At 36.8% G+C, this 21,121-nt stretch carries 21 protein-coding genes and 2 pseudogenes; 11 read left to right on the top strand and 12 right to left on the bottom strand.

Going from position 1 to position 21,121, the window contains the following annotated elements; all coding sequences use genetic code 11:
• Nucleotides 1-216: 216 nt before the first annotated feature.
• Nucleotides 217-657, top strand: coding sequence for a SufE family protein (locus PN450_RS13590; RefSeq protein WP_148763672.1), 441 nt, complete (start codon nt 217-219; stop codon nt 655-657).
• Here the strand turns inward: PN450_RS13590 and PN450_RS13585 are convergent.
• The 3 genes from PN450_RS13585 to PN450_RS13575 form a co-directional block, all read right to left on the bottom strand.
• Nucleotides 640-1,971: an RNA-guided endonuclease InsQ/TnpB family protein gene (locus tag PN450_RS13585; protein WP_271836654.1), complete on the bottom strand. Its 1,332-nt coding sequence runs from the start codon at nt 1,969-1,971 to the stop codon at nt 640-642. The two genes, PN450_RS13590 and PN450_RS13585, sit on opposite strands and share 18 nt — an antisense overlap.
• A gap of 352 nt (nt 1,972-2,323) precedes the next feature.
• Nucleotides 2,324-2,644: a DUF2973 domain-containing protein gene (locus tag PN450_RS13580; RefSeq protein ID WP_015078177.1), complete on the bottom strand. Its 321-nt coding sequence runs from the start codon at nt 2,642-2,644 to the stop codon at nt 2,324-2,326.
• A gap of 246 nt (nt 2,645-2,890) precedes the next feature.
• On the bottom strand, nt 2,891-3,205 hold the full coding sequence (locus PN450_RS13575; RefSeq protein ID WP_015078178.1) for a DUF2605 domain-containing protein: 315 nt from the start codon (nt 3,203-3,205) through the stop codon (nt 2,891-2,893).
• A gap of 470 nt (nt 3,206-3,675) precedes the next feature.
• Between PN450_RS13575 and thrS the strand changes: the two genes are divergently transcribed.
• From thrS to PN450_RS13555, 4 genes and pseudogenes are all read left to right on the top strand, one after another.
• Nucleotides 3,676-5,496 carry a threonine--tRNA ligase gene (gene thrS, locus PN450_RS13570; protein WP_271836653.1) on the top strand — a complete coding sequence of 607 codons (1,821 nt, stop codon included), beginning with the start codon at nt 3,676-3,678 and terminating at the stop codon, nt 5,494-5,496.
• 157 nt (nt 5,497-5,653) lie between these two features.
• Nucleotides 5,654-5,872 (top strand): hypothetical protein, encoded by a 219-nt coding sequence (locus PN450_RS13565; protein WP_168631766.1) that lies wholly within the window; start codon nt 5,654-5,656, stop codon nt 5,870-5,872.
• Between the two features lie 2 nt (nt 5,873-5,874).
• Complete coding sequence (locus PN450_RS13560) at nt 5,875-6,144, top strand: type II toxin-antitoxin system RelE family toxin (protein WP_271836652.1); 270 nt, start codon at nt 5,875-5,877, stop codon at nt 6,142-6,144.
• A gap of 82 nt (nt 6,145-6,226) precedes the next feature.
• A pseudogene (locus tag PN450_RS13555) lies at nt 6,227-6,412 on the top strand (His/Gly/Thr/Pro-type tRNA ligase C-terminal domain-containing protein); the annotation flags it as partial.
• A gap of 72 nt (nt 6,413-6,484) precedes the next feature.
• Here the strand turns inward: PN450_RS13555 and PN450_RS13550 are convergent.
• The 8 genes and pseudogenes from PN450_RS13550 to PN450_RS13515 all read right to left on the bottom strand — a co-directional run bounded on the left by PN450_RS13550 (nt 6,485) and on the right by PN450_RS13515 (nt 15,260).
• Entirely contained in the window at nt 6,485-7,114 is a 630-nt protein-coding gene (locus PN450_RS13550) for a ribonuclease D (protein ID WP_015078183.1), read from the bottom strand.
• A 127-nt stretch (nt 7,115-7,241) separates the two neighbouring features.
• Nucleotides 7,242-7,805 carry a CAP domain-containing protein gene (locus tag PN450_RS13545; RefSeq protein ID WP_015078184.1) on the bottom strand — a complete coding sequence of 188 codons (564 nt, stop codon included), beginning with the start codon at nt 7,803-7,805 and terminating at the stop codon, nt 7,242-7,244.
• 356 nt (nt 7,806-8,161) lie between these two features.
• Nucleotides 8,162-9,400: a tryptophan synthase subunit beta gene (gene trpB / locus PN450_RS13540; protein WP_271836651.1), complete on the bottom strand. Its 1,239-nt coding sequence runs from the start codon at nt 9,398-9,400 to the stop codon at nt 8,162-8,164.
• Between the two features lie 265 nt (nt 9,401-9,665).
• Nucleotides 9,666-9,806, bottom strand: a pseudogene (locus tag PN450_RS13535) (DUF2887 domain-containing protein); the annotation flags it as partial.
• 67 nt (nt 9,807-9,873) lie between these two features.
• Nucleotides 9,874-11,061: an McrC family protein gene (locus PN450_RS13530; RefSeq protein ID WP_271836650.1), complete on the bottom strand. Its 1,188-nt coding sequence runs from the start codon at nt 11,059-11,061 to the stop codon at nt 9,874-9,876.
• Complete coding sequence (locus tag PN450_RS13525) at nt 11,058-12,632, bottom strand: McrB family protein (protein ID WP_148763681.1); 1,575 nt, start codon at nt 12,630-12,632, stop codon at nt 11,058-11,060. The genes PN450_RS13530 and PN450_RS13525 overlap by 4 nt, the downstream gene beginning before the upstream one ends.
• Nucleotides 12,633-12,651: 19 nt before the next feature.
• A complete protein-coding gene (locus tag PN450_RS13520; protein WP_168204439.1) occupies nt 12,652-13,131 on the bottom strand; it encodes an ASCH domain-containing protein in 480 nt (159 codons plus the stop codon).
• Between the two features lie 14 nt (nt 13,132-13,145).
• The gene (locus tag PN450_RS13515) at nt 13,146-15,260 is read right to left on the bottom strand and encodes a GNAT family N-acetyltransferase (RefSeq protein ID WP_148763685.1); all 2,115 of its coding nucleotides are present in this window, start codon (nt 15,258-15,260) and stop codon (nt 13,146-13,148) included.
• Nucleotides 15,261-15,411: 151 nt separating this feature from the next.
• Here PN450_RS13515 and PN450_RS13510 point away from each other — a divergent pair, with 151 nt between their 5' ends.
• The 3 genes from PN450_RS13510 to PN450_RS13500 all read left to right on the top strand — a co-directional run bounded on the left by PN450_RS13510 (nt 15,412) and on the right by PN450_RS13500 (nt 16,507).
• Nucleotides 15,412-15,762, top strand: a complete 351-nt coding sequence (locus PN450_RS13510) for a translation initiation factor (RefSeq protein ID WP_271836649.1) — start codon at nt 15,412-15,414, stop codon at nt 15,760-15,762.
• 95 nt (nt 15,763-15,857) lie between these two features.
• Nucleotides 15,858-16,019 (top strand): YqaE/Pmp3 family membrane protein, encoded by a 162-nt coding sequence (locus tag PN450_RS13505; protein WP_035082904.1) that lies wholly within the window; start codon nt 15,858-15,860, stop codon nt 16,017-16,019.
• 98 nt (nt 16,020-16,117) lie between these two features.
• On the top strand, nt 16,118-16,507 hold the full coding sequence (locus PN450_RS13500) for a hypothetical protein (RefSeq protein WP_015078191.1): 390 nt from the start codon (nt 16,118-16,120) through the stop codon (nt 16,505-16,507).
• Nucleotides 16,508-16,699: 192 nt separating this feature from the next.
• Here PN450_RS13500 and glgP read toward each other — a convergent pair whose 3' ends face one another.
• Nucleotides 16,700-19,264: an alpha-glucan family phosphorylase gene (gene glgP, locus PN450_RS13495; protein WP_271836648.1), complete on the bottom strand. Its 2,565-nt coding sequence runs from the start codon at nt 19,262-19,264 to the stop codon at nt 16,700-16,702.
• 509 nt (nt 19,265-19,773) lie between these two features.
• Between glgP and PN450_RS13490 the strand changes: the two genes are divergently transcribed.
• From PN450_RS13490 to PN450_RS13480, 3 genes are all read left to right on the top strand, one after another.
• Nucleotides 19,774-20,373 carry a hypothetical protein gene (locus PN450_RS13490; RefSeq protein WP_271836647.1) on the top strand — a complete coding sequence of 200 codons (600 nt, stop codon included), beginning with the start codon at nt 19,774-19,776 and terminating at the stop codon, nt 20,371-20,373.
• A gap of 160 nt (nt 20,374-20,533) precedes the next feature.
• Nucleotides 20,534-20,638, top strand: coding sequence for a DUF4351 domain-containing protein (locus tag PN450_RS13485; protein ID WP_417033750.1), 105 nt, complete (start codon nt 20,534-20,536; stop codon nt 20,636-20,638).
• Nucleotides 20,639-20,796: 158 nt separating this feature from the next.
• The gene (locus tag PN450_RS13480; RefSeq protein ID WP_246862925.1) at nt 20,797-20,934 is read left to right on the top strand and encodes a hypothetical protein; all 138 of its coding nucleotides are present in this window, start codon (nt 20,797-20,799) and stop codon (nt 20,932-20,934) included.
• The last annotated feature ends 187 nt before the right edge of the window (nt 20,935-21,121 follow it).

Genomic DNA, 21,121 nt, shown 5'->3' with positions numbered 1-21,121 from the left:
CTGATATTTGCGGATGCTTGTCAATATCATCTAAATATTGATTAATAAAAATCTATATCATTGCTTACTTTGTAGCAAATTTTAACATTTGTTTTCACTTGACAATATAAACAAGTGCTGTACTTAATAGCAATTTTTGATATTTGTTGTGATCCGAATGGTATCTAAAAGGGTTGGTAATTGCTAAGATAAGAGTAATTATTTCCTGGATTGATCATGTCCTCAACTCTTGATTCCTTACCACCTGCACTAAATAAAATTGTCCACCGCTTTCAACGCGCTACAGAACCAAAACGACGCTATGAGCAGTTAATTTGGTATGCTCAAAAGCTACAAGAGTTTCCTGAATCTGGTAAACTCCCAGAAAATAAAGTTCCCGGTTGTGTTTCTCAAGTGTATGTTACGGCATCATTAGAAGACGGTAAAGTCATATTTCAGGGTGATTCTGATTCCCAATTAACTAAGGGCTTATTAGCATTATTAATAGAAGGATTAAATGGATCAACACCTACAGAAATAATCCAACTTACTCCTGATTTTATTCAAGAAACTGGCTTAAATGTAAGTTTGACACCTTCCCGCGCTAATGGGTTTTACAATATTTTCAAAACAATGCAAAAAAAAGCTTTGGAATGTGAACTACCCACACTGACCTGACGGTACAGTGTCGGCTTCCTGTCCAACAGAAAGCGCAGTAGTAGATTTCTTTCGTCCTCTATGACTGCGACTTACTTCTGGGCGACAGGCTTCTTGATGAAGTTGTTCATGGGGGAAACCCCCAAGACCACACTTCATCGCTTTATCCCCCGTTCCAGAGGTCAAAACTTGTACTGAGCGCAGTCGAAGTATTCGTAGTCCCTCATCTCTGAGGTTTATTGCTGCATTAATATCTCTATCATGTCTAGCCTGGCACTTTCCACAAGTCCAAAATCTGATATCAAGCGGTAAACTGCCAACTTGATTAAGACATACATGACAAGTCTTTGATGAAGGAAAGAATCTATCAACTTCTTGATAAATCTTCCCTTCGTTTTCTGCTTTGTATTTCAGCATGGTACAAAACATTTCCCAGCCAACCTGTTGAATAGACTTGGCTAGACAGTGATTTTGCATCATGCCTTTAACATGAAGATTTTCTACCACAATAACTTGGTTTTCGTTAACTATCCTCCGAGATAGTTTATGGAGAAAATCTTCTCTGCAATTAGTTATTTTTCTATGAACTCTAGCAACTTTCTTTCTAGCTTTATTTCGGTTACTAGAACCTTTTTGCTTTCTAGATAATTGCTGCTGTTTTATTTTTAAGTTTTTATCGTGTTTATTCAGTATCCGAGGATTATCAAACTTAGAACCATTGCTGGTAATTGCAAAATGAGTCAGCCCTAGATCAATACCTATTGCTTTGCCCTCTGCAATTGATTCTGGCTTTTCTTGACCATCATCAAATAGAATAGCGGCAAAATATTGCTCACTACAACTTTTGGTGATGGTTACAGTTTTAATTTTCCCTTCAATCTCTCGGTGAATGATTGCCGATACTTTGCCTATTTTTGGGAGGATTAATTGATTGTCGGTAATCTTGACCCTTCGACTACGCTCAGGGTCAAGGTTGAGCGAAGCCGAAACCTTGACATTTTGAGGATACTGGATAGATTGCTTGCCATATTTCGATTTAAATCTGGGGTATTTAGCTCTTTTTTCAAAGAAGTTGTTGAATGCAACTCCCAAATTTAAGCAGACTTGCTGCAAGCACTGAGAATAAGTCAATGATAACCACTCATGCTCTTTCTTTAGCTGAGGAATTATCTTTTTAACTTCGTATCCAGACAAGCCTTTTCCCGTCTCTTGATATGTTTGGTTCATCAAATTCAGAAAATAATTCCATAACCAACGACAACTGCCAAAAGCTTGCGCTAATGACTGCTGTTGCTGAACATCTGGATATAATCTGACTTTGACTACTCTTAGCATATTAGAGTGAAAATTATTTACTACAAAACAGTATAGCACAAAATTAGTGAATTGCCTCCATGTTTTTCTCCCTCGCTATCGCATTGGTCGAAAAACTGTCGTTAATTCCCGCGCCATTCATCCCACGCTGCCATTACGGTCAGGCGTGGGGCTTCTGTCGGTTAAGCTAAATTAGAAAATTAGGAATTGGAGACTCGACAACTTTTTTAAGTTTGAGATTATTCTTTCTGCTTTTTGAATTCCTGACTCCGCTGAACCACATTGGCTAGGCAACCACAGGGGTTGCCCCTACAATTATAGAGGTTTAGTATTACCAAACCTCTATATAGTTCAAAATTTTGCAAATTATCAATTATGCTCCTTCTGAGCGATCAATTTTCTGACTAGGAGAGGATTCATAAAGAGCATCTAACTGTTCCCGTGCATCTTCAACATTAATTGAACGCATGACCAACAGCGGTTCTTTAATCATATTACCTGCACTATCTAACAATTCAGGATGGGGGACATACTGCCTTCTAGCTGCATAATAACCAAAGCCACCTGGTGATGATTGATTATTAGAATAAGTTCGTTCTCTGTCAAAACTGAACATGATCAGATTGCGAATTAAATTACCAACAGCCATAAATGCCAAAACGGTGAAAGCTAAAATATAAAGTAGGTGTAGCATTGAATTTTCCTCCAGAACAGCAAAGGGTAAAAATGTTATCTATGTAAAACCTAAAACTCCGCAAATAAATAATTTACGGTAGGAAAGAATGTAAGATTCTTTACTTATGTGCTTATGTTATATGGTGCAATCCTTATATTGATATTAAGGTAACACGAGGCACATTATTTTTTTATGAAAAGAATGTTAAGAATTGTCTAATATTTTTACAATTTCCACTGGATTCAGATCTTGCCAACAGGTTGATTATTCCTTTGACTGACCTAAACGCATTCCCACACTCCAACATTCTGTAACTAATTGATGCCAAGGCATTACCGTTGCCATATCAAGTCCGACTTGTTGATCAGTTGCCTTAAACAACATTCTTGCCGTTTTGAGTTCATTTTGTGCATTTTTAACTCGTTTTAGTAAGTCAAATTGCTCTTGTTCACTCATGAATTGGATTTTCTCATTTTCCAGAATTTGACGATATCGCTCAAACCAATCTTGAAAATCCTCTAACAGCGGTTCTAAGACTGATTTTAGTAAATCAGCGTTTGGTAGATTTGAGTCCCCCATATATGAGAATCATATTTCTTAATTGTCTATTTATATTAACGTTATTTACGATCCTTAACAATCAGTTCATAACTTTTTACATAAAAAAACTTAAAAAATATGTAACTTGGTATCTGAAGCATGATTATATAAATTTGGCAATAGCTTTGTAAAGCTCCTTGGGAGTAAACCTGGATACCTCTAAAGGAAGAAGTCAGGAGTCAGGAGTCAGGAGTCAGGAGTCAGGAGAACAGAAGAAAGAAGAAAGAAGAAACAAGAAAGAAGAAACAAGAAAGAAGAAAGAAGAAAATTTTTCTATTCCCTGTTCTCTGACAACTCGATTGAATTTAATTTTGTCTTGTATGGCTTGTACCAAAAGCTTATGATTGGGCTAAATTAGGAAAAACCATAGCCAGTGGACTATTATTAATTTTGTAAAGATATTTTTTGTCAACTTTATTTTTAACACTTCGCCAAAATTTTAACAGCCGATGTCCCCAAATCAAGAAACCCAACCAGTCGAAAAAATCTATTTACCCCGAACCAGCGAATCAGAAACACTAAAAAAGATTCGTCACACAGCTTCCCATATCATGGCTATGGCAGTACAAAAGCTGTTTCCCAAAGCGCAAGTCACAATTGGTCCTTGGATTGAAAATGGGTTTTATTATGACTTTGATAGTCCAGAACCCTTTAGCGATAAGGATTTAAAAACCATTCAAAAAGAAATGGTCAAGATTATTAATCGCAAATTACCATTAATTCGGGAAGAAGTCAGCCGCGAAGAAGCACAACGCCGCATTGAAGCCATTAACGAACCTTATAAACTGGAAATTCTCGGAGATATCAAACAAGAACCCATCACAATTTACCATTTGGGAGAGCAATGGTGGGATTTGTGCGCTGGACCTCACCTCGAAAGTACCAGCGAAATTAATCCCAAAGCTATAGAATTAGAAAGCGTTGCGGGTGCTTATTGGCGCGGAGATGAAAAAAAAGCTCAATTACAGCGCATTTATGCCACCGCTTGGGAAACTCCCGAACAATTAGCAGAGTATAAACGCCGCAAAGAAGAAGCCCTGCGCCGTGATCATCGTAAACTGGGTAAAGAACTGGGATTATTTATCTTTTCCGATTTAGTTGGTCCTGGTTTACCTTTGTGGACTCCCAAAGGGACTTTGTTAAGAACGATTTTAGAAGACTTCCTCAAAAAAGAACAATTAAAACGGGGTTATTTACCTGTAGTTACTCCCCATATTGCCAGAGTTGATTTATTTAAAACATCGGGACACTGGCAGAAATACAAGGAAGATATGTTTCCTTTAATGGCTGAAGATGAGGAAGCCAGAGCCATAGAACAGGGTTTTGTCCTCAAACCGATGAACTGCCCCTTCCACATCCAAATATACAAGAGTGAATTACGCTCTTATCGGGAATTACCGATGCGCTTGGCAGAATTTGGCACAGTTTACCGTTATGAACAGTCGGGAGAATTGGGTGGTTTAACCAGGGTACGCGGTTTTACCGTTGATGATTCTCATTTGTTTGTGACTCCCGAACAGCTAGACAGCGAATTTCTCAATGTTGTAGATTTGATTTTGAGCGTTTTTAAAAGTCTGCAATTGAAGAATTTTAAAGCTAGATTGAGTTTCCGTGACCCAGCTAGTGATAAGTATATCGGTTCTGATGAAGCTTGGGATAAAGCGGAAGGGGCAATTCGTCGCGCTGTGCAACAATTGGGAATGGAGCATTTTGAAGGAATTGGGGAAGCGGCTTTTTATGGACCCAAGCTGGATTTTATTTTCAGTGATGCTTTAGAACGGGAATGGCAATTGGGAACTGTGCAGGTAGATTATAATTTACCGGAACGCTTTGATTTAGAATATGTGGCGGAAGATGGTTCGCGTCAACGTCCGGTAATGCTTCACCGCGCGCCCTTTGGTTCTTTGGAACGATTAATTGGAATTTTAATTGAAGAGTACGCGGGTGATTTTCCTCTGTGGTTAGCACCTGTACAAATCAGGTTATTACCTGTCGGTGATCTTCAGTTAGATTTTACCAAAGAGGTGGCTGCTAAGATGGTTGCATTGGGTATTCGGGCGGAAGTGGATACCAGTGGCGATCGCTTGGGTAAGTTGATTCGCAACGCCGAAAAGGATAAAATCCCTGTAATGGCGGTGGTTGGTGCGAAGGAAGTCGAAACCAACAGTTTGAGTATTCGTACCCGCGCTTCTGGGGAGTTGGGAGTCATAATTGTAGATGAGGTTGTGGATAAAATCACAGAAGCAATTACTAACTTTAGTAAATTCTAAGTAAATAATAGGCTGGCTAATTCCCAGCCCAAAAGTAAATTAACTCAAAATCATCTTAGGATAGTCTTGCGTTAGAAGTGACTAATAATTTATACTTTGTGAAACCCAGTACCACAAACTCAAACCCAACCTTGTAGAATGAATTTTGGAGTAACAAATGCTAAATCTTGAATATCTTACCAACACCGAAGGAAATACTATTGCAGTAGTAATTCCTATTGACATCTGGAGACAATTACTACCGACACAGGATGCTTCCTTGGATGAACTTGCTGAAGCAGTAGAAGACTATTGTATGAACAAAGCTATGAATGAATCTATGAATACCCCATTACTAAATCGTAGTAAAGCCTTAGCTTATCTTGAGGAAGAATAATCTTGGAAGTTCAATACCGTCAGGCTTTTTTGAAAGACCTGAAACAATTGAAGAGTTCAGAATCATACCAACGCATCTACGCAATTGCATTTACAACTCTAGAAAACATCAATTCTTTGGAAGAGATTCCTGATATTAAAGCTATGCGAGGTTATAATGGTCGTTATCGCATTCGCATTAATGATTATCGTGTTGGCATAGAAGTTAATGGAGATGTAATGGAAGTAATGCGCGTTCTACACCGTCGGGAATTTTATCGTTATTTTCCATAAACTCTGTGATTTACGGAAAAAGGATATTGGATGTAGAAAAAGATTTATAGGAGTTTAAATAAATGATTAAACACAGTAATGCTTGGGTAAGTTGATTCGCAACGCCAAAAAGGATAAAATCCCTGTCATGGCCGTGGTTGGTGCGAAGGAAGTTGAAACCAACAGTTTGAGTATTCGTACCCGCGCTTCTGGGGAGTTGGGAGTCATAATTGTAGATGAGGTTGTGGATAAAATCACAGAAGCAATTGCTAATTTTAGTAAATTCTAAGTAAATAATAGGCTGGGTAAATCCCAGCCCAAAAGTAAATTAACTCCAAATCAAATTATAAATTTAGATATTTCAATGTTCAAATAAGTCCTTGAATTGTAATAAATCTAAACTAACAATTGTTGATAAAACTTGAAAACATTCTTGGGCAACTTGCCAACGTTCTTCCCGTTGTAACATGGCTGTGAGCTTTTCTCGGACACTTAACAAATAACGGACATCATTAGCCGCATAACTTAATTGTGCATCAGATAAATTACTAGCATTACCCCAATCAGAACATTGGGAACTTTTATCTAACTCCACCTTTTCTAATTCTAAAACCACATCTTTTAGTCCGTGACGATTTGTATAAGTCCGGGCTAACTTACTAGCAATTTTAGTACAAAAAATCGGTTGCACAACAATATCTAAATTCTGCCGTAAAGTGGCAACATCAAACCTAGCAAAGTGAAAAACTTTGACAATATGGGTTGCTTCCATGAGAATTTGCAAATTTGGTGCTACTGTTTGTCCCCTAGAAATCCGAATAGCAGTAACTTGTCCTTCTGGGTTACAGAGTTGAATCAGACACAAGCGATCGCGCTGAGGTAAAAGTCCCATTGTTTCCGTATCAACAGCGATAGCTGGGGATTTTAAATACTCAGAAAGAGTTGCATCATTTAAATCGCCATCGCCAACTTGAAAATCTGGTAATGTCATGAACTGATCAAATATAAATTATCTTCATTTTGCCAGACAACAGGACTCTCGCTAACGCCTCATTAAAAATGCTAAATTAAAAATTAAAAAATTGATTTATGCCCCTTCATCACAAAGGGCATAATTCTTAATTTTGTCCGCTGGTATTAGTGTTTAAAAATATTTGCGTTAAATAAACTTCTCCTTGTTCATTAGCAGCCACACCAACCCCAGTTAAATTATATTTACCCTGAAGATTTTTCAGATGACCAGGGCTTTTTAACCAGCCAGAAACCGCCTCATTGGCAGGGTTACTATATCCCGTATTATAAGCTACATTTTCAGCCGCACTACTGTATTTAAGAGGAATAGTCATTACCCGCTGTTCAAATCCTTGATGACTAAAAGGAACTTTACCACTAGCCATATTTTGACTGTGAATTCTGGCTTGCTGACTGATCTTTCCGTTTAAATTTAATTTTTTTAGCCCCCGTTTCGCCCGATATTGATTAATTTGAGTAAAAACAGCTAGTTCTAAATTAGTAGTTTGAACAGTAAGATTAGATATTTTTGCTTGACTTGTCACAAGTGATGAATGCTGATATCGGCCAGTTTGTTTAGCAGAACTATTATCTGGATTCGCAGCAGTCATATAGCCACTAGCAAGGACAAGCGTACTTAAAGCAATGCCAAAAGCAGTTTGTCGTAACATAGAGGTTTAAGTTAAGTAATGTATGGATTTATTGAATATATACCCTATCTTCTGATTATCAGAATACTTACCAGGATACTATTTGCTAATTATGAACTAAAAGATCATCAAATTTTCACAATTTAAATCAGTCTAGATATAGCAGCTTCCAGCATTCAGGAGTAAACCCCTTTGGATATAAGCCTCTCTAAAATTAGAATTTTACTCAAGTGCATACCGCTATAGTACCCCTGACTATCAAACTGGTAGATGTTATTTACACTACATTATTAATCAAAATGATTACTAATAAACAGTATCCAATGATAGATGTCATGGATACTATTTATTAGCAAGCAAGTGTTTTTTACAAGAATTTAGTGAATTAGGAACTTAGCGGCTGTTTGTACATCCTTGTCACCTCGTCCAGAACAGTTAATGATCACCTTGGGGCTACCAGCAAGTTGAGGACAGAGAGTTTCTAGGTAAGCGATCGCATGAGAAGTTTCCAAAGCTGGTATAATTCCCTCTAACTTCGATAGTCGTTGGAATGCGTCCAAAGCCTCAGCGTCCGTCACACTGTAATATTCAGCCCGGCCAATATCTTTCATATAACTGTGTTCAGGCCCCACACCAGGATAATCTAAACCAGCACTAATGGAATGGGGTTCAATAACTTGACCATCACCATCTTGTAAAAGATAACTCATGGAACCATGCAATACACCAACCTGGCCTTTTGTGAGAGTAGCTGCGTGTTTGCCAGTATTCACACCTTCTCCAGCAGCTTCCACCCCAATTAACCGCACAGATGGTTCTTTGACAAATTCGTGAAATAGTCCCATAGCATTAGAACCACCACCCACACAAGCCACCAGGATATCAGGTAAACGTCCCCATTTTTCCAGAGCTTGAACGCGAGTTTCTTCACCAATCACCGCGTGAAAATCCCGAACCATCATCGGATAAGGATGGGGACCAGCCACAGAACCGAGGATGTAATGGGTAGTTTCTACATTCGTTACCCAGTCCCGGATGGCTTCAGAAGTGGCATCTTTCAGCGTTCCCGTACCCGCAGACACTGGACGAACTTCCGCACCCATCAGCCGCATTCTGAAGACGTTTAAAGATTGGCGTTCCATGTCGTGAACACCCATGTAAATAATACATTCCAAACCAAACCGAGCGCAAACCGTGGCCGTAGCTACGCCATGTTGTCCTGCACCGGTTTCGGCAATAATCCGCTTTTTACCCATGCGTTTAGCTAATAACACCTGACCGAGAGCATTATTAATTTTATGTGCGCCAGTATGATTTAAATCTTCCCGCTTTAAGTAAATTTGCGCCCCTGTACCATCAGGACGAGCATAATTAGCGGTAAGGCGTTCGGCAAAGTATAAAGGTGTAGCCCGTCCGACATAATCTTTTAATAAACCTTGTAATTCGGCTTGAAAACCAGGTTCATTGCGATATTGCTGATATGCTGTTTCTAGTTCAGCTAACGCCGGCATAAGAGTTTCTGGAACGTACTTACCACCAAAGCGGCCAAAACGTCCGAGAGTATCGGGAACTGACGCAGTTTGTGAGAAATTCGGAGAGAGGGGTGTAGTAGTCACGGATTGGGTAAAATAAGAGAACAAAGTTAATTTTAATTCTAGACCTGTTGAGGATGCCGATAAAGAGCATTATTCTCTCGTTCCCAGTCTCCAGAATGGGAATGCTATCTTCCTCGTTCCCAGTCTCCAGACTGGGAATGCCATCTTAGAGGTTCTACCTCCTATAATAGAGGCAGAGCCTCTCAACTGCATTCCCACGCAGAGCATGGGAACGAGAGAATTCCCTTATTCCTGAGATTGCTCTTTTTGTAAAGCCTGAATTTGCTTCTAAACGAAAAGCCAGTTGTTTGACTTCACGAGATGTGAATTCATACGTACCCGCTTCTGTGGGAGGTTGGTTAATTAATTCAAAGAAGATGCTAGGAAATGCTTGAAATAAGCTATAGAAGATTGTATCTGTTTTCACGGTAATTGAGTAATTTAATCTAATTTTGGAAAACGAACCGCAGAGGCGCAGAGGACGCAGAGAGAATTTAAGAAAATAGTTTTGTTAAAAATGTATTTCCTGCATCTTCAATTTTATCATCAAGAGAAAAGGTGAGGTTACGAACTCTGATTTTTCCAAGATATTTATCAAGGGAATGATTTAATTCTGTTGGATAGACTAACACTGTTTCTGGACAATCTTTAGAAACTGCATAAGTTACTACTTGGGCTATATCTTCATGAGAAGAATGTTTGGGGTTTTTATATTTAGTATCAAGAATGTATTTAGGTTTTGAATCTGTTGTGTTATATAAAATTAAGTCAGTTTGAAAATATATATTTTCTCCTATATTGATTCTCTCTTGAGTTTTTAAGGTGAAATTTTGGGGTAAATTTCCCTTTAGCCATTCTGCAACAAACATTTCATAAAGACGTGCCATGTTTACTAAAAATGGTAAAGTTGTATTTTTACCCTTTTCATGATCTGGGATAGTGTTGTCTAAAAAGAAACGGCAAAATTGATGTAAAATATGATAATCTTCATTTAAACGGTGATAAATTCTATCAAGACAATCTTCTGAAGTACAAGGTTGTAAAGATACTATTCCTTGCATTGCATGATAAGCTTTTCTCACTATCAGTGATACTTTTTCTGTACAAAAACCGCTATGTCCGATATGAAAAAGTGTCCAAAATAAAATTTGATTATCTATAATATCAGCCGTGTGTTCTTGATATTCACATTGTAATTTTACATTCCAAGGTTTTTTAATTATTTGCTGTACATTTAATCTTCCGCGCACATAAGCCAATTGCTCAGTTTTGGGTACATAAGTCCGATATAATCCTTTACGACATCTTTCTATAATTTTATCTGCTAAAACATAAGCTAGATGATTGTAAAAATCTTCTATAGATTCACAATTCATTAAACCTTCAAGAAATTTAAAACTTTTTAAGTTATAAGCATATTCCAACATTCCAAATAAATTTTCAATTGGTACTTTAGGATTTATTTTCAAAGCCAAATCAGCATTTAAAGGAATATACCCGACATATCCTTTAGCAGTTAATTTCCATTGATTACGAGTTTTAGGACTGGGAAATTCTACATTTACTTGGCTTTGGTATTTCTCATATAATATCATTCCAACATCTTCAGAAATTTCCTCACGAGAAAAAGATTGAGGTTGATATTCGGTTATTTCCAGAATTTTTAAATTTGCTGGGTTCATATTGTTATCTGGTTCTCGATTTTGTCCCAACGAAACTCATCTACTTTTTCTAGGTTGTTAAAAAAGTATTCTTCTAAATACGGCTCAATTTCCATTTTCCAAATATCTTCTATATCTTCTCGTAGATTAGGAGTCAAAAAGAAAGAAATACCAATTTCATAGTTTTTATCATTAATCGCTTGATTTAATTGTTTTAAAACATTAATTAAATCCATAACTGCGAAATTTGTATTTAGGTGATATTGGATTAACACATCATAATTAGGACGAAGTTCAATAAATGCAAAACGACGACGTAAAGCATTATCTATTTGTGCTATAGACCTATCTGCTGTATTCATTGTCCCAATTATGCGGACATTTTCGGGAATACGAAATCTATTACCACCAGCGAGGGGAATTTCTTGATCACGGTATTCTAGTAAATACATTAATTCACCAAAAACCTGTGCTAAATTAGCGCGGTTAATTTCATCTATTATCAGAACACAAATATCTTGAAATGACTCAGCTTTTTGACAAAATTCTAAAAATCTTCCTGGAACAACTGGATATGTTAATTTACCATCTTCACTTTGAGGTCGGATACCTTGAATAAAGTCTTCATAGGAATATGCTGGATGAAATTGGACTAATTTATAGAAACCGTCACCTTCGCTGATTAGGTGTTTTGCGAGTTTTTCAGCGATGAAAGTTTTACCTGTTCCGGGTGAACCGTAGAATATGGCTTGTTTTTTACGATTAGTTGCGCGTATCCAACGTTCTATGGTTGTCTCTTCAAAACAGATTTCTTGACTGATATCAGATAAACTATATTTAGGATTAAATTTAATATTTGTGTCCACTTTAGTAATATTTTGTTGATTTTGATATAGAAAGTCATATTTTTTGATAGCTATTAACCAATGACAGAACATATCGAATAAATCATCATCTCGTAAAGCTGGTATACCAACCTGGTGCATATCTTGAGCTAATTCTTGAATCAGATTACATCCTGTATCATTAATTTCTGGATAATCTGTAAGTTTGTTACCATAGTTTGTATTAGTAAAATAATTAATAACTCTTCGTGATTTGTTATTTATCAATAAAAATTCATTCGGTTGTAGTGCGTTCAGAATAGGAGTTAGCATTCCCATTTGAAAACCTTTAGAATAAAGCAATTGTGAAAACTGCATACAGTGATTTAATAATTCATTTGGAATAGCATTACAGCAACGCACAAAATTTAAAATAGCAAGAGCAATTTTATCCCAGTCTTCACTTTTAGTCCAGTTTGCTCCCTCAAACCATTCTTTGATATCTTTGGTAACAGATGGAGCAATATGAATCCAAGCACCTTTTTGACGATTGTTGCTTGTATTGCTATGAGGTAAGAGTTTCAGCAATACTAATTCCGTTATATTTTGACCTCTATCTGCTGCTGTTATAATTATCTCAAAGTTACGACAAGCTTGTTGACGTTGCTCGGTATATGACTTAATATGACTTATTCCATTTGGTGTATAGGGATAGGAAGTTATAAAGTCATGAAATAATTTTATAAATTCAGGTTTATGATTTATCATTAATAATTACAATTAAATATTATTTTTTAGTAGGAGAGATTACAGAGATGTCTTGAATTAAAGACTCAAATAATTGAATCTCACTATGTTTTAAATAACGATAACTTTGTGGTGGTTGAAATCTGGGAATTGTGGCTCTCAGAGTTTCCAGTTCTATAGGATCATTTAGCTCTTTTAGATTTTTAATAAAAATAGCAACAATTGTTGAAGCATTATTGTAATATGTTTTATATTCATGACAACTAATTCCAGCTATATTTTCAATTCTAGTCCAAAAATCATTTAGGTCTTTTGGTATTGCTTTAATTTCACTTTGAACAATATTATCTACCTGAAATGTAGCCACTAAAGCTTTTATAGGAGATGAAACATATACTAAGACCAAATCACCATGTTTTAAGCGAGTACGAACACGACGTAGTTCTACTTTTTTCTCTCCAGATAAAATCATTGCTGCATATTTAGGTTTAATTGATAACATTAATATATTTTCAAACATAATCATCTTATTTTTCACTTTATATTTAAAACACCTAAATTATATAACGTTGGGAAATGAGAATTTTGGATTTTACAAGCCGACTGAAAAGTTGATTTTTTATTTAATACCGCTTGAACTTTTTTTAATGGAATAGGATATTTAAATAACTCTGTATTGCTAAAACGAATTGCTATTATATCACCATTTTTGTCTTGAGGTATCTTCATAATATCATCTAACTTATACACTCCTAATCTTTGAAACCGTTGATAAAGCTCTTTAGGCTTACCAATGATGACTTCATCAATAAATGAACAAGCTCTAATAGAACTTATTCCACAGTATGAATTGTACTTGTCTTCACTTACATACCAGAGAATTCTACCAGGAGCATTTAATCCTCCTGAATTTTTCGCAGATTTATAGTATACAGCTTCACGGTTAAACGCAAGTTCTTTTTTTTGTCCTAATAGTAATATTTGTTGAGCCAAATATTCATCAAATAAATCCTGCGCCCATCTAGGTTGAATAGGAATAATAAAATTATTTATTTCAGAATCAATAATTTTTGCTGGAAAAAGGAATTTTTCAAAATCTGCTGATGCTTTAATATCCTTAATTAAGGATTCTGAATTAAGACTCTCAGCAATTTTCATACAAAAGTTATATTCTTGACTTAAACAAGAACCTATATCATTAAAGCGTATTGATAACTCTGATGCAGTTTCCGCAACTGCTAAATTTATCTTTAACCATCCATTATTAACTCGAATAAAGTTATCTTCCTGAATAGCTTTAATTACTGCTTCTTCTAAATATGGATCAGTAATTCTAGTAAATTGTCGATTTTCATTAGCAGAAAGTAATATTGATTTAAAAATTATATGTCTTGCTAATGTAGCTGATAGAGGGTTGTTACTTACTCTTAAAAGTGGGATTTCTAATTCATTATTTTTATTTTTACTATAAATAAATAAAGCAATAGGTAATTCTTCTTGCTCTGCAACTATATAACACTCAAATTTATCTGTTTCCGAAATAAATCTTCTTAAGTTTTGTCGAAATGTAGATATATTTTCTTGCTGACTATCACACACAAAATGTTTAGTTAATAATTCTTCCTGTCCTTTTTTAATTGGTATTTTTTCTAACGAAGTTCCAGACAAGCGTACAGGCTGATAATCAGGTTTATTCCGCAGTTCATCTAGTTGTCGTATGAGTTCATTAGGAGTTAATATGGAAAGCCTGAAATTTTGATATATTTCATCTGCAATTTCTAATAAATCCTGTTCATTGGTTATGAAAACATGAGAATCTGATGCTATGGCTCTGGCTAAATGAGGTACATCAATATCATCTATAAATACTTTTTTATTTACAAAAAACTCCTTTAGCCTTTCTTTTATTATGTCTAAACTATGATTGTTGCATGGTGGTAAAGACGTAAAATTTTGAGATAGTTTTAATAGATTATTTCTTTCTTTGCTATCACTAATTGAAATAATATAATTATTGATTTGACCAGTTATACACAATTCTAATTCTGACTTAAGCCAATCGCTTAAAAGTAATTTTGCTGCTTCATTTTCTTTATTTTCATTTTGACACAAAAGTAAAAAAATATGTCTATCAATTACGGCACAAAGTTTTGATTCTAGTTTTTGGGTCAAAATTGAAGATAAAAGATTAGTATGTCCATGATCGAACCACCAATATACAAGTTCTTTTCGAGCTTTACTATTACCTGGTTTTTCATATTGAGCAACAAAATTTAGCCTTGACCACATAGATCGCAGTCCATAATCATGGCGACAATTTAAGCCAATACCGCTATATCTTTCTTTAGTAATTTTTTTGAGTTCATCAACCAATAAATCGCTAATACCTTGTTTTTTATATGAGGGATCTATACAAAGATGAACAATTGTAATTCGATCATATGAATTACGATATAGTAAATAACCAATACATTTGGATTCTGGTTCAATAGCTATAAGTATTTGACGCTTGACAGCATGTTCTATAAAAGCATTTTTAGGAAATAATCCCAGCCTTGAACGGTTAGGACTCCATAAATCTATTACAGCCTGTAAATAAGGAGATTCATCATTTATTGATTCTATTTTTATGCTATTGTTTTTAGTCATATTTTTTTAACCTTGTGATTATAGACCGTATAGCAGCTTATTTATTTAAACAAACGATTATACTCTATCATGTAGCAATTATATATCCAATTGCCACCGCTTAGGCTAAAATTGTTTAGAATGAAAGTCTATTTTTCCTGCATTAAATATTATGGCTAATCCCAAATCTGACAAAGGCTTTGTCTACCAAGAATTTGGTAACGGTAGTTCACCCGCAATGGAACGCGCTGTAGAACGCGGAATCCAAGACTTACCCCCCAATCAGCAAAATGTAAGAATCCAAGCCACTCGCGCGGGACGCAAAGGGAAAACTGTCACGGTTATTACTGGGTTTCAAGCTAAACCCGAAACCCTAGATACTTTATTAAAACAGTTAAAATCCCAATGCGGTACAGGTGGAACTGTGAAAGATAACGAAATTGAAGTTCAGGGAGACCACAAACAAAAGATTCTAGAGATTTTGGTAAAATTGGGTTACAAAGCTAAAATCAGCGGTGGTTAAAAAGTGCGGTTTACCGTATCTTTTCAGGAATCGTCACCAGATTAGGTGATGTTAACTCTAGAAATATAGAACATCAACAGGAGAATAACATGGATATGGATGTAGTCAGAATTATAGCCGCAATTTTTCTCCCACCGTTAGGAGTATTTTTGCAGGTCGGTTTTGGTAAGGATTTTTGGATTAATTTACTTTTGACTATCTTTGGTTTTTATATTTTGGGTATTGTTCACGCAGTGTGGATAATTGCGAAGAAGTAATGATGTCAGAGAGGTAGAGGAAACTGGACTATCTCTCTATTTCTAGCACTGTTTGTGAAATAGTAAGTTACAAGTTTATTAGGGTAAATGTGAGAATTATGAACTACAAAGCTATCATTTTATCGGCAATTTTAGGAATTTCTACCCCTGCAATTATTGATATGGCTATTCCTAGTCAAGCAATGGCTGTACAAAAGTTTAATTATCCAGCGGGTGAATTTAGTGATAAAGAGTGGAAAGTGACTTTATCTTTTGACAATAATGTTTATTACTATAATGGCGAAAATCTCAAGAGTAATAATAACATTAACTTATCTGGTGCTGTTGCTTCCGGTACTAAACAACGTCAAGTTTATACGTGGAATAATAATGGCATGAAATACCAAGTTACCTGGAAACCAAGTGATCCGAATTTTATTCGTGTTCAAGTAACTCAACCTAATGGTAAATTGATTTTGAATCGGTTACTTAAAGCTGTTAAAAAGTAGAGATTTTTGATTACAGCAGTTTTCGGCGATTTAAACCACACTCTGATTACTTTCTTCCTTTGCGCCTTTCCTACTTTGCGCCTCTGCGCGAAACAAAAACTGTAGTTCATTGATCTGAAAATCGCTGTAAATATTACCCGAATTTAACAATTGTTGTAGAGACGTTTCATATAACGTCTCTACATTATTTGCTTATTCAGCCCAAGCGATTAATCTGGGTTCATAAGGACTAGAAAGGTATTGATTTCGAGGTAAGACACGCAAAGATAAACCTTGCAAACCAGAAGTGGTGTAGGTGATATTTGCGGTATAAACACTTGAATTATCTGTATCCTGTCCTTGGTAATCCATTACCACAGGTACAGCATTGACAATATCACCATTGGCATCAATAGAACCTTGATATAGCTCTACTTGCACATCATCATTTTTCAAAGTTGCTAAATCAATCTTAGCTTTGACCGCTACAGTTTGATTAACTTCAATATCTGATGCGGCGGATACGTCAATATCCTTGATTTTGATACTAAACCAGTGTTCACCTAATTTTGCTCTCCAAGCCGCTAATTCCTTAGCGGGAGCATAATTATCAACGGTGAGGGTATGATAGCGATCGCTCGCCGGGAAATAGGCTCTCATTGCATATTCTCTCACCATCCGGGCTGTATTAAAGAAAGGACAATTCAACCGAATCGCATCTTTCATTTTTGCTACCCAAGGACGAGGCAAACCATCACCATCACGATGATCATAGAATAGGGGAATAACTTCCTTCTCTAACAACTCATAGAGAGCGTTAGCTTCTATCTCATCTTGATAATTAGGATCATCATAGTTTTCACCATGTCCTATTGCCCAACCGGTGCGAACATAGTCCGCTTCATCCCACCAACCATCAAGAACACTCAAATTGGGTAAGCCATTCATAGCGGCTTTCATACCACTTGTCCCCGAAGCTTCTCTAGGACGACGGGGAGTATTTAACCAGATATCACAACCTGCTACCATTAAGCGGGCGATGTGAATATCGTAGTTAGGCACAAACACCACTTGTTTTTCTAAATGGTGTTCGCGGATAAAGTGGTTAATATCCCGAATTAATTCCTTACCAGGGATATCTTTGGGGTGGGCTTTCCCCGCAATCACAAACTGCACTTTGCGGTATTTGTTAGCGAGTAAAATCCGCTTAATTCGCTCCAAATCACGCATCCATAAAGTAGCGCGTTTGTAGGTAGCAAAGCGACGGGCAAAACCAATAGTGAGAACGTTAGGATCAAGCACTTCCTGGGCTTGGGCAATATCCGAAGCTGAAGCACCGCGATCGCGCAAGTGTTTAACTAAATGTTCTCGAACATACAATACCATATCCAAGCGGCAGCGTTCGTGATTCCGCCATAACTCTTCATCAGGAATTGCATCCATGCGTTCCCACAATTGGTTATCCGGTGGTGCTGATGACCAATTTGGACCAAGATAGCGATCGTATAACTCTTGCGTAGATTTACTTACACAACTGCGGGCATGGACACCGTTAGTAATAGCGGCAATTGGTACGTCTTCCACAGGAACCTTTTGCCACAAACCTTGGAACATTTGCCGGGAAACAACACCGTGCAATTGTGCCACACCATTGGAGAACGTCGCCATTTTCAGGGCTAATACCGCCATACTGAAGGGACTGGACAAATCACCAGTATTTTCTCGTCCCAAGCCTAAAAACTGCTCTTTCGGTAAACCAAAGATATCTGCATAGTAACCCAGATAATGCAAGATCTTATCGGGGGCAAATAAGTCAATCCCTGCGGGGACTGGAGTATGCGTAGTGAAGATATTACTAGAAGATACTACTTGTCTAGCTTCTCTGTAACTCAGTCCTTTTTCCTGAATGAGAGTGCGAATGCGTTCTAAAGCAGAGAAAGCCGCATGACCTTCATTCATGTGGTAAGCAGTGACTTCATAGCCCAAGGCTTTCAGCATTTGCACCCCACCTATGCCCAGCATAATTTCTTGGTGGATACGCATATCTATATCACCACCATACAACTGATCGGTGATATCGTGGTCATAAGCCTTGTTAGGCTCAATATTAGTATCGAGCATATACAGGGGTACAGTTCCCACCTGAACACGCCATACCCGTGCATATACCTTGCGTCCAGGATAATCTACCGCAATCCGTAGTTCTGTACCATCGGGATTCCGTTCCAAATGCAAGGGCATATTATAGAAATCATTGATGAGGTAGCGTTCTTGCTGCCAACCATCAGCATTAAGATACTGGGCAAAGTAGCCTTGTTGATATAATAAACCCACACCCACCAGAGGTAATCCTAGATCACTCGCAGATTTAAGGTGATCTCCTGCGAGTACACCCAAACCACCTGAATATACAGGTAAGCAATCTACTAACCCAAATTCAGCAGAAAAATAGGCGTAACATTCCTTCTGATGCTGATTCCTTTGTTTCTTATACCAAGTGTATTCCTGCAAATAATCTTCTAACTGCCGCGCTGCTCGGTCTACTTGCGCTAAAAAGCCTTCATCTTCAACAACTTCTAATAGTCGGCTTTGACTAATAGTTCCCAGCATCAATACTGGATTATGGTGGGTAGATTCCCATAAATCAGGATCTAAACGACGAAACAGGTCTTTGCTCTCCACATTCCAATCAAAATGGAGATTATAGGCTAGTTTCCGCAGGGGTTCTAGTCTGGATGGTAGTGAAGGAGAAACGTTAAAAGTGCGAATTGGCTGCATGATATACTAAATAATTTACTAAACAATACCCCGATAACTGCCATAAAGTTATTGTTGTCTGTTTTTACCTAATCTTGCCAACTCTTTATACTCTGTTTATGATGGTTTCATGACTTTATGAAGAATTGAAAACTTTTTGATTTTGTCCGGCGATAATAGGTATTGGGGGGTTGACAATTGATTTTAAATTTGTTATCATGAAGTTGATAAGGAAGAACTATCTTCAAATTATATTTAATAGACATAGGCCGAGTTTAAAGATGCTTGACATCAAACCCTTGTAGTAGAGACGTTCCATGGAACGTCTCTACTTTTTTGGAGATGTCTATTGAATTGTGCAGAACCGCTTACCATCACGGAGGCGGTTGTTTTTTTTGGCATAAACAGAGGAAATATGGGAGTTTTTGTGAAACTATGTTAAACCTTTGTAAAAAAAAAAGACAAAGACTGTATCTATATTATACTGAGGCATAGCTTAAATTAAAACACGGATACAAGGATTTATCCTCATGAAACTATCTCAGATTCTGCCATTAGTTATTGTTGGTGGTGCTTTAGCCACTAGCCTTGTCGCATGGGAAAAGCCAGCACAAGCAATCCAATTATTCAATTTCAGTTTTGACAATATTAATGGTCCAGTTAATGGGACTGTATCAGGTACATTAGCTTTGCCAAATGGTGATGGAGCATTTGCGGCTACGTCCCTTAAAATAAATTCAGCCCCTGCTGCACTAGGATATACTCAACCTGTAGATGTGTTATCTTATTTTTCGTTGGTACTAGACAATTCCTTTACAGTATTTAATGGCACTATTACGGCAAGCTCCTTTGCAGCGACAAATTTAATAGATGGGTTGGCTCTCAATTACATGCCAAGTAGTTTTGGTTCATTATTAAATACGGTTGGTACAAATTACGACTTTTCAGGAGTAGCAGACATCAACTCTACAACTCTCACATACACCCCCGCTACCCCCGTACCCTTTGACACAACACCGGGTGCTATGTTATCTACCATCCCTGTCTTAGCTTTAATGTACCGATGGAAACAATCCAGAAGTAGAATAGCATTAAGAACCACTGAAAAGCCTGCTGTAACAGTCTCATAAACTTTTTAACCTCCTTCTTTGCTGTTTTCCATACCTAACAGTTCAAGAAAACGGCAGAGAAAAATTAGTCTTGTAGGGTGCCTTAGGCAAAGCCGTAACGCACCATTAATCAAGTTCAGGGTGCGTTACGCTGTCGGTAACGCACCCTATTTATATATATTTGGTTCAAAAATTACCTGTTGAACAACTGGAGGAATTAGGAGAAGCCTTGTTAGATTTTACCTCAGCTACAGATTTACAAACTTGGTTACAATCTACTAATTAATATCACTTTGTTTAGTTTAGGCGATCGCATTTCTAGTAGCGATCGCCATTACCCCAAAAATGTTAAATTAATATATGTATTAGCAAAAGTCGAATAAATGACCAGATTTATACATGACCAATTCGCCAAAGATTATTTAGAAGAACTACTAAAACCTTATGGAAAAAAATGGTAATACTAGAATAGGTATTCAACAAGCTTTAAGTCATAATTTTGCTTTTTCAGGTGTGACAGGGACAATCAAATTTTTATCATGGGGCGATCGCATCAGTAAGGCTATGTTAGTTCAAGTATAAGTAGACTCCCAAGCATCTACAGGCTATAGTTTTATCCGAAAGGAGTAGACAATAATTTGGTATAATTATCTAAGAGGGTGTTTGAAAAGTTATGGTTGATGTATCAAATATTTTTTACCCCACCCTAACCCTCCCCTTGTAAAGGGGAGGGAACTGGATTTTTATTGTTTCCCCCCTTTACAAGGGG

It is taken from the genome of Dolichospermum lemmermannii CS-548 (assembly GCF_028330815.1).
Taxonomy (GTDB): domain Bacteria; phylum Cyanobacteriota; class Cyanobacteriia; order Cyanobacteriales; family Nostocaceae; genus Dolichospermum; species Dolichospermum lemmermannii.
This window is presented reverse-complemented; position numbering and strand designations above follow the sequence as displayed.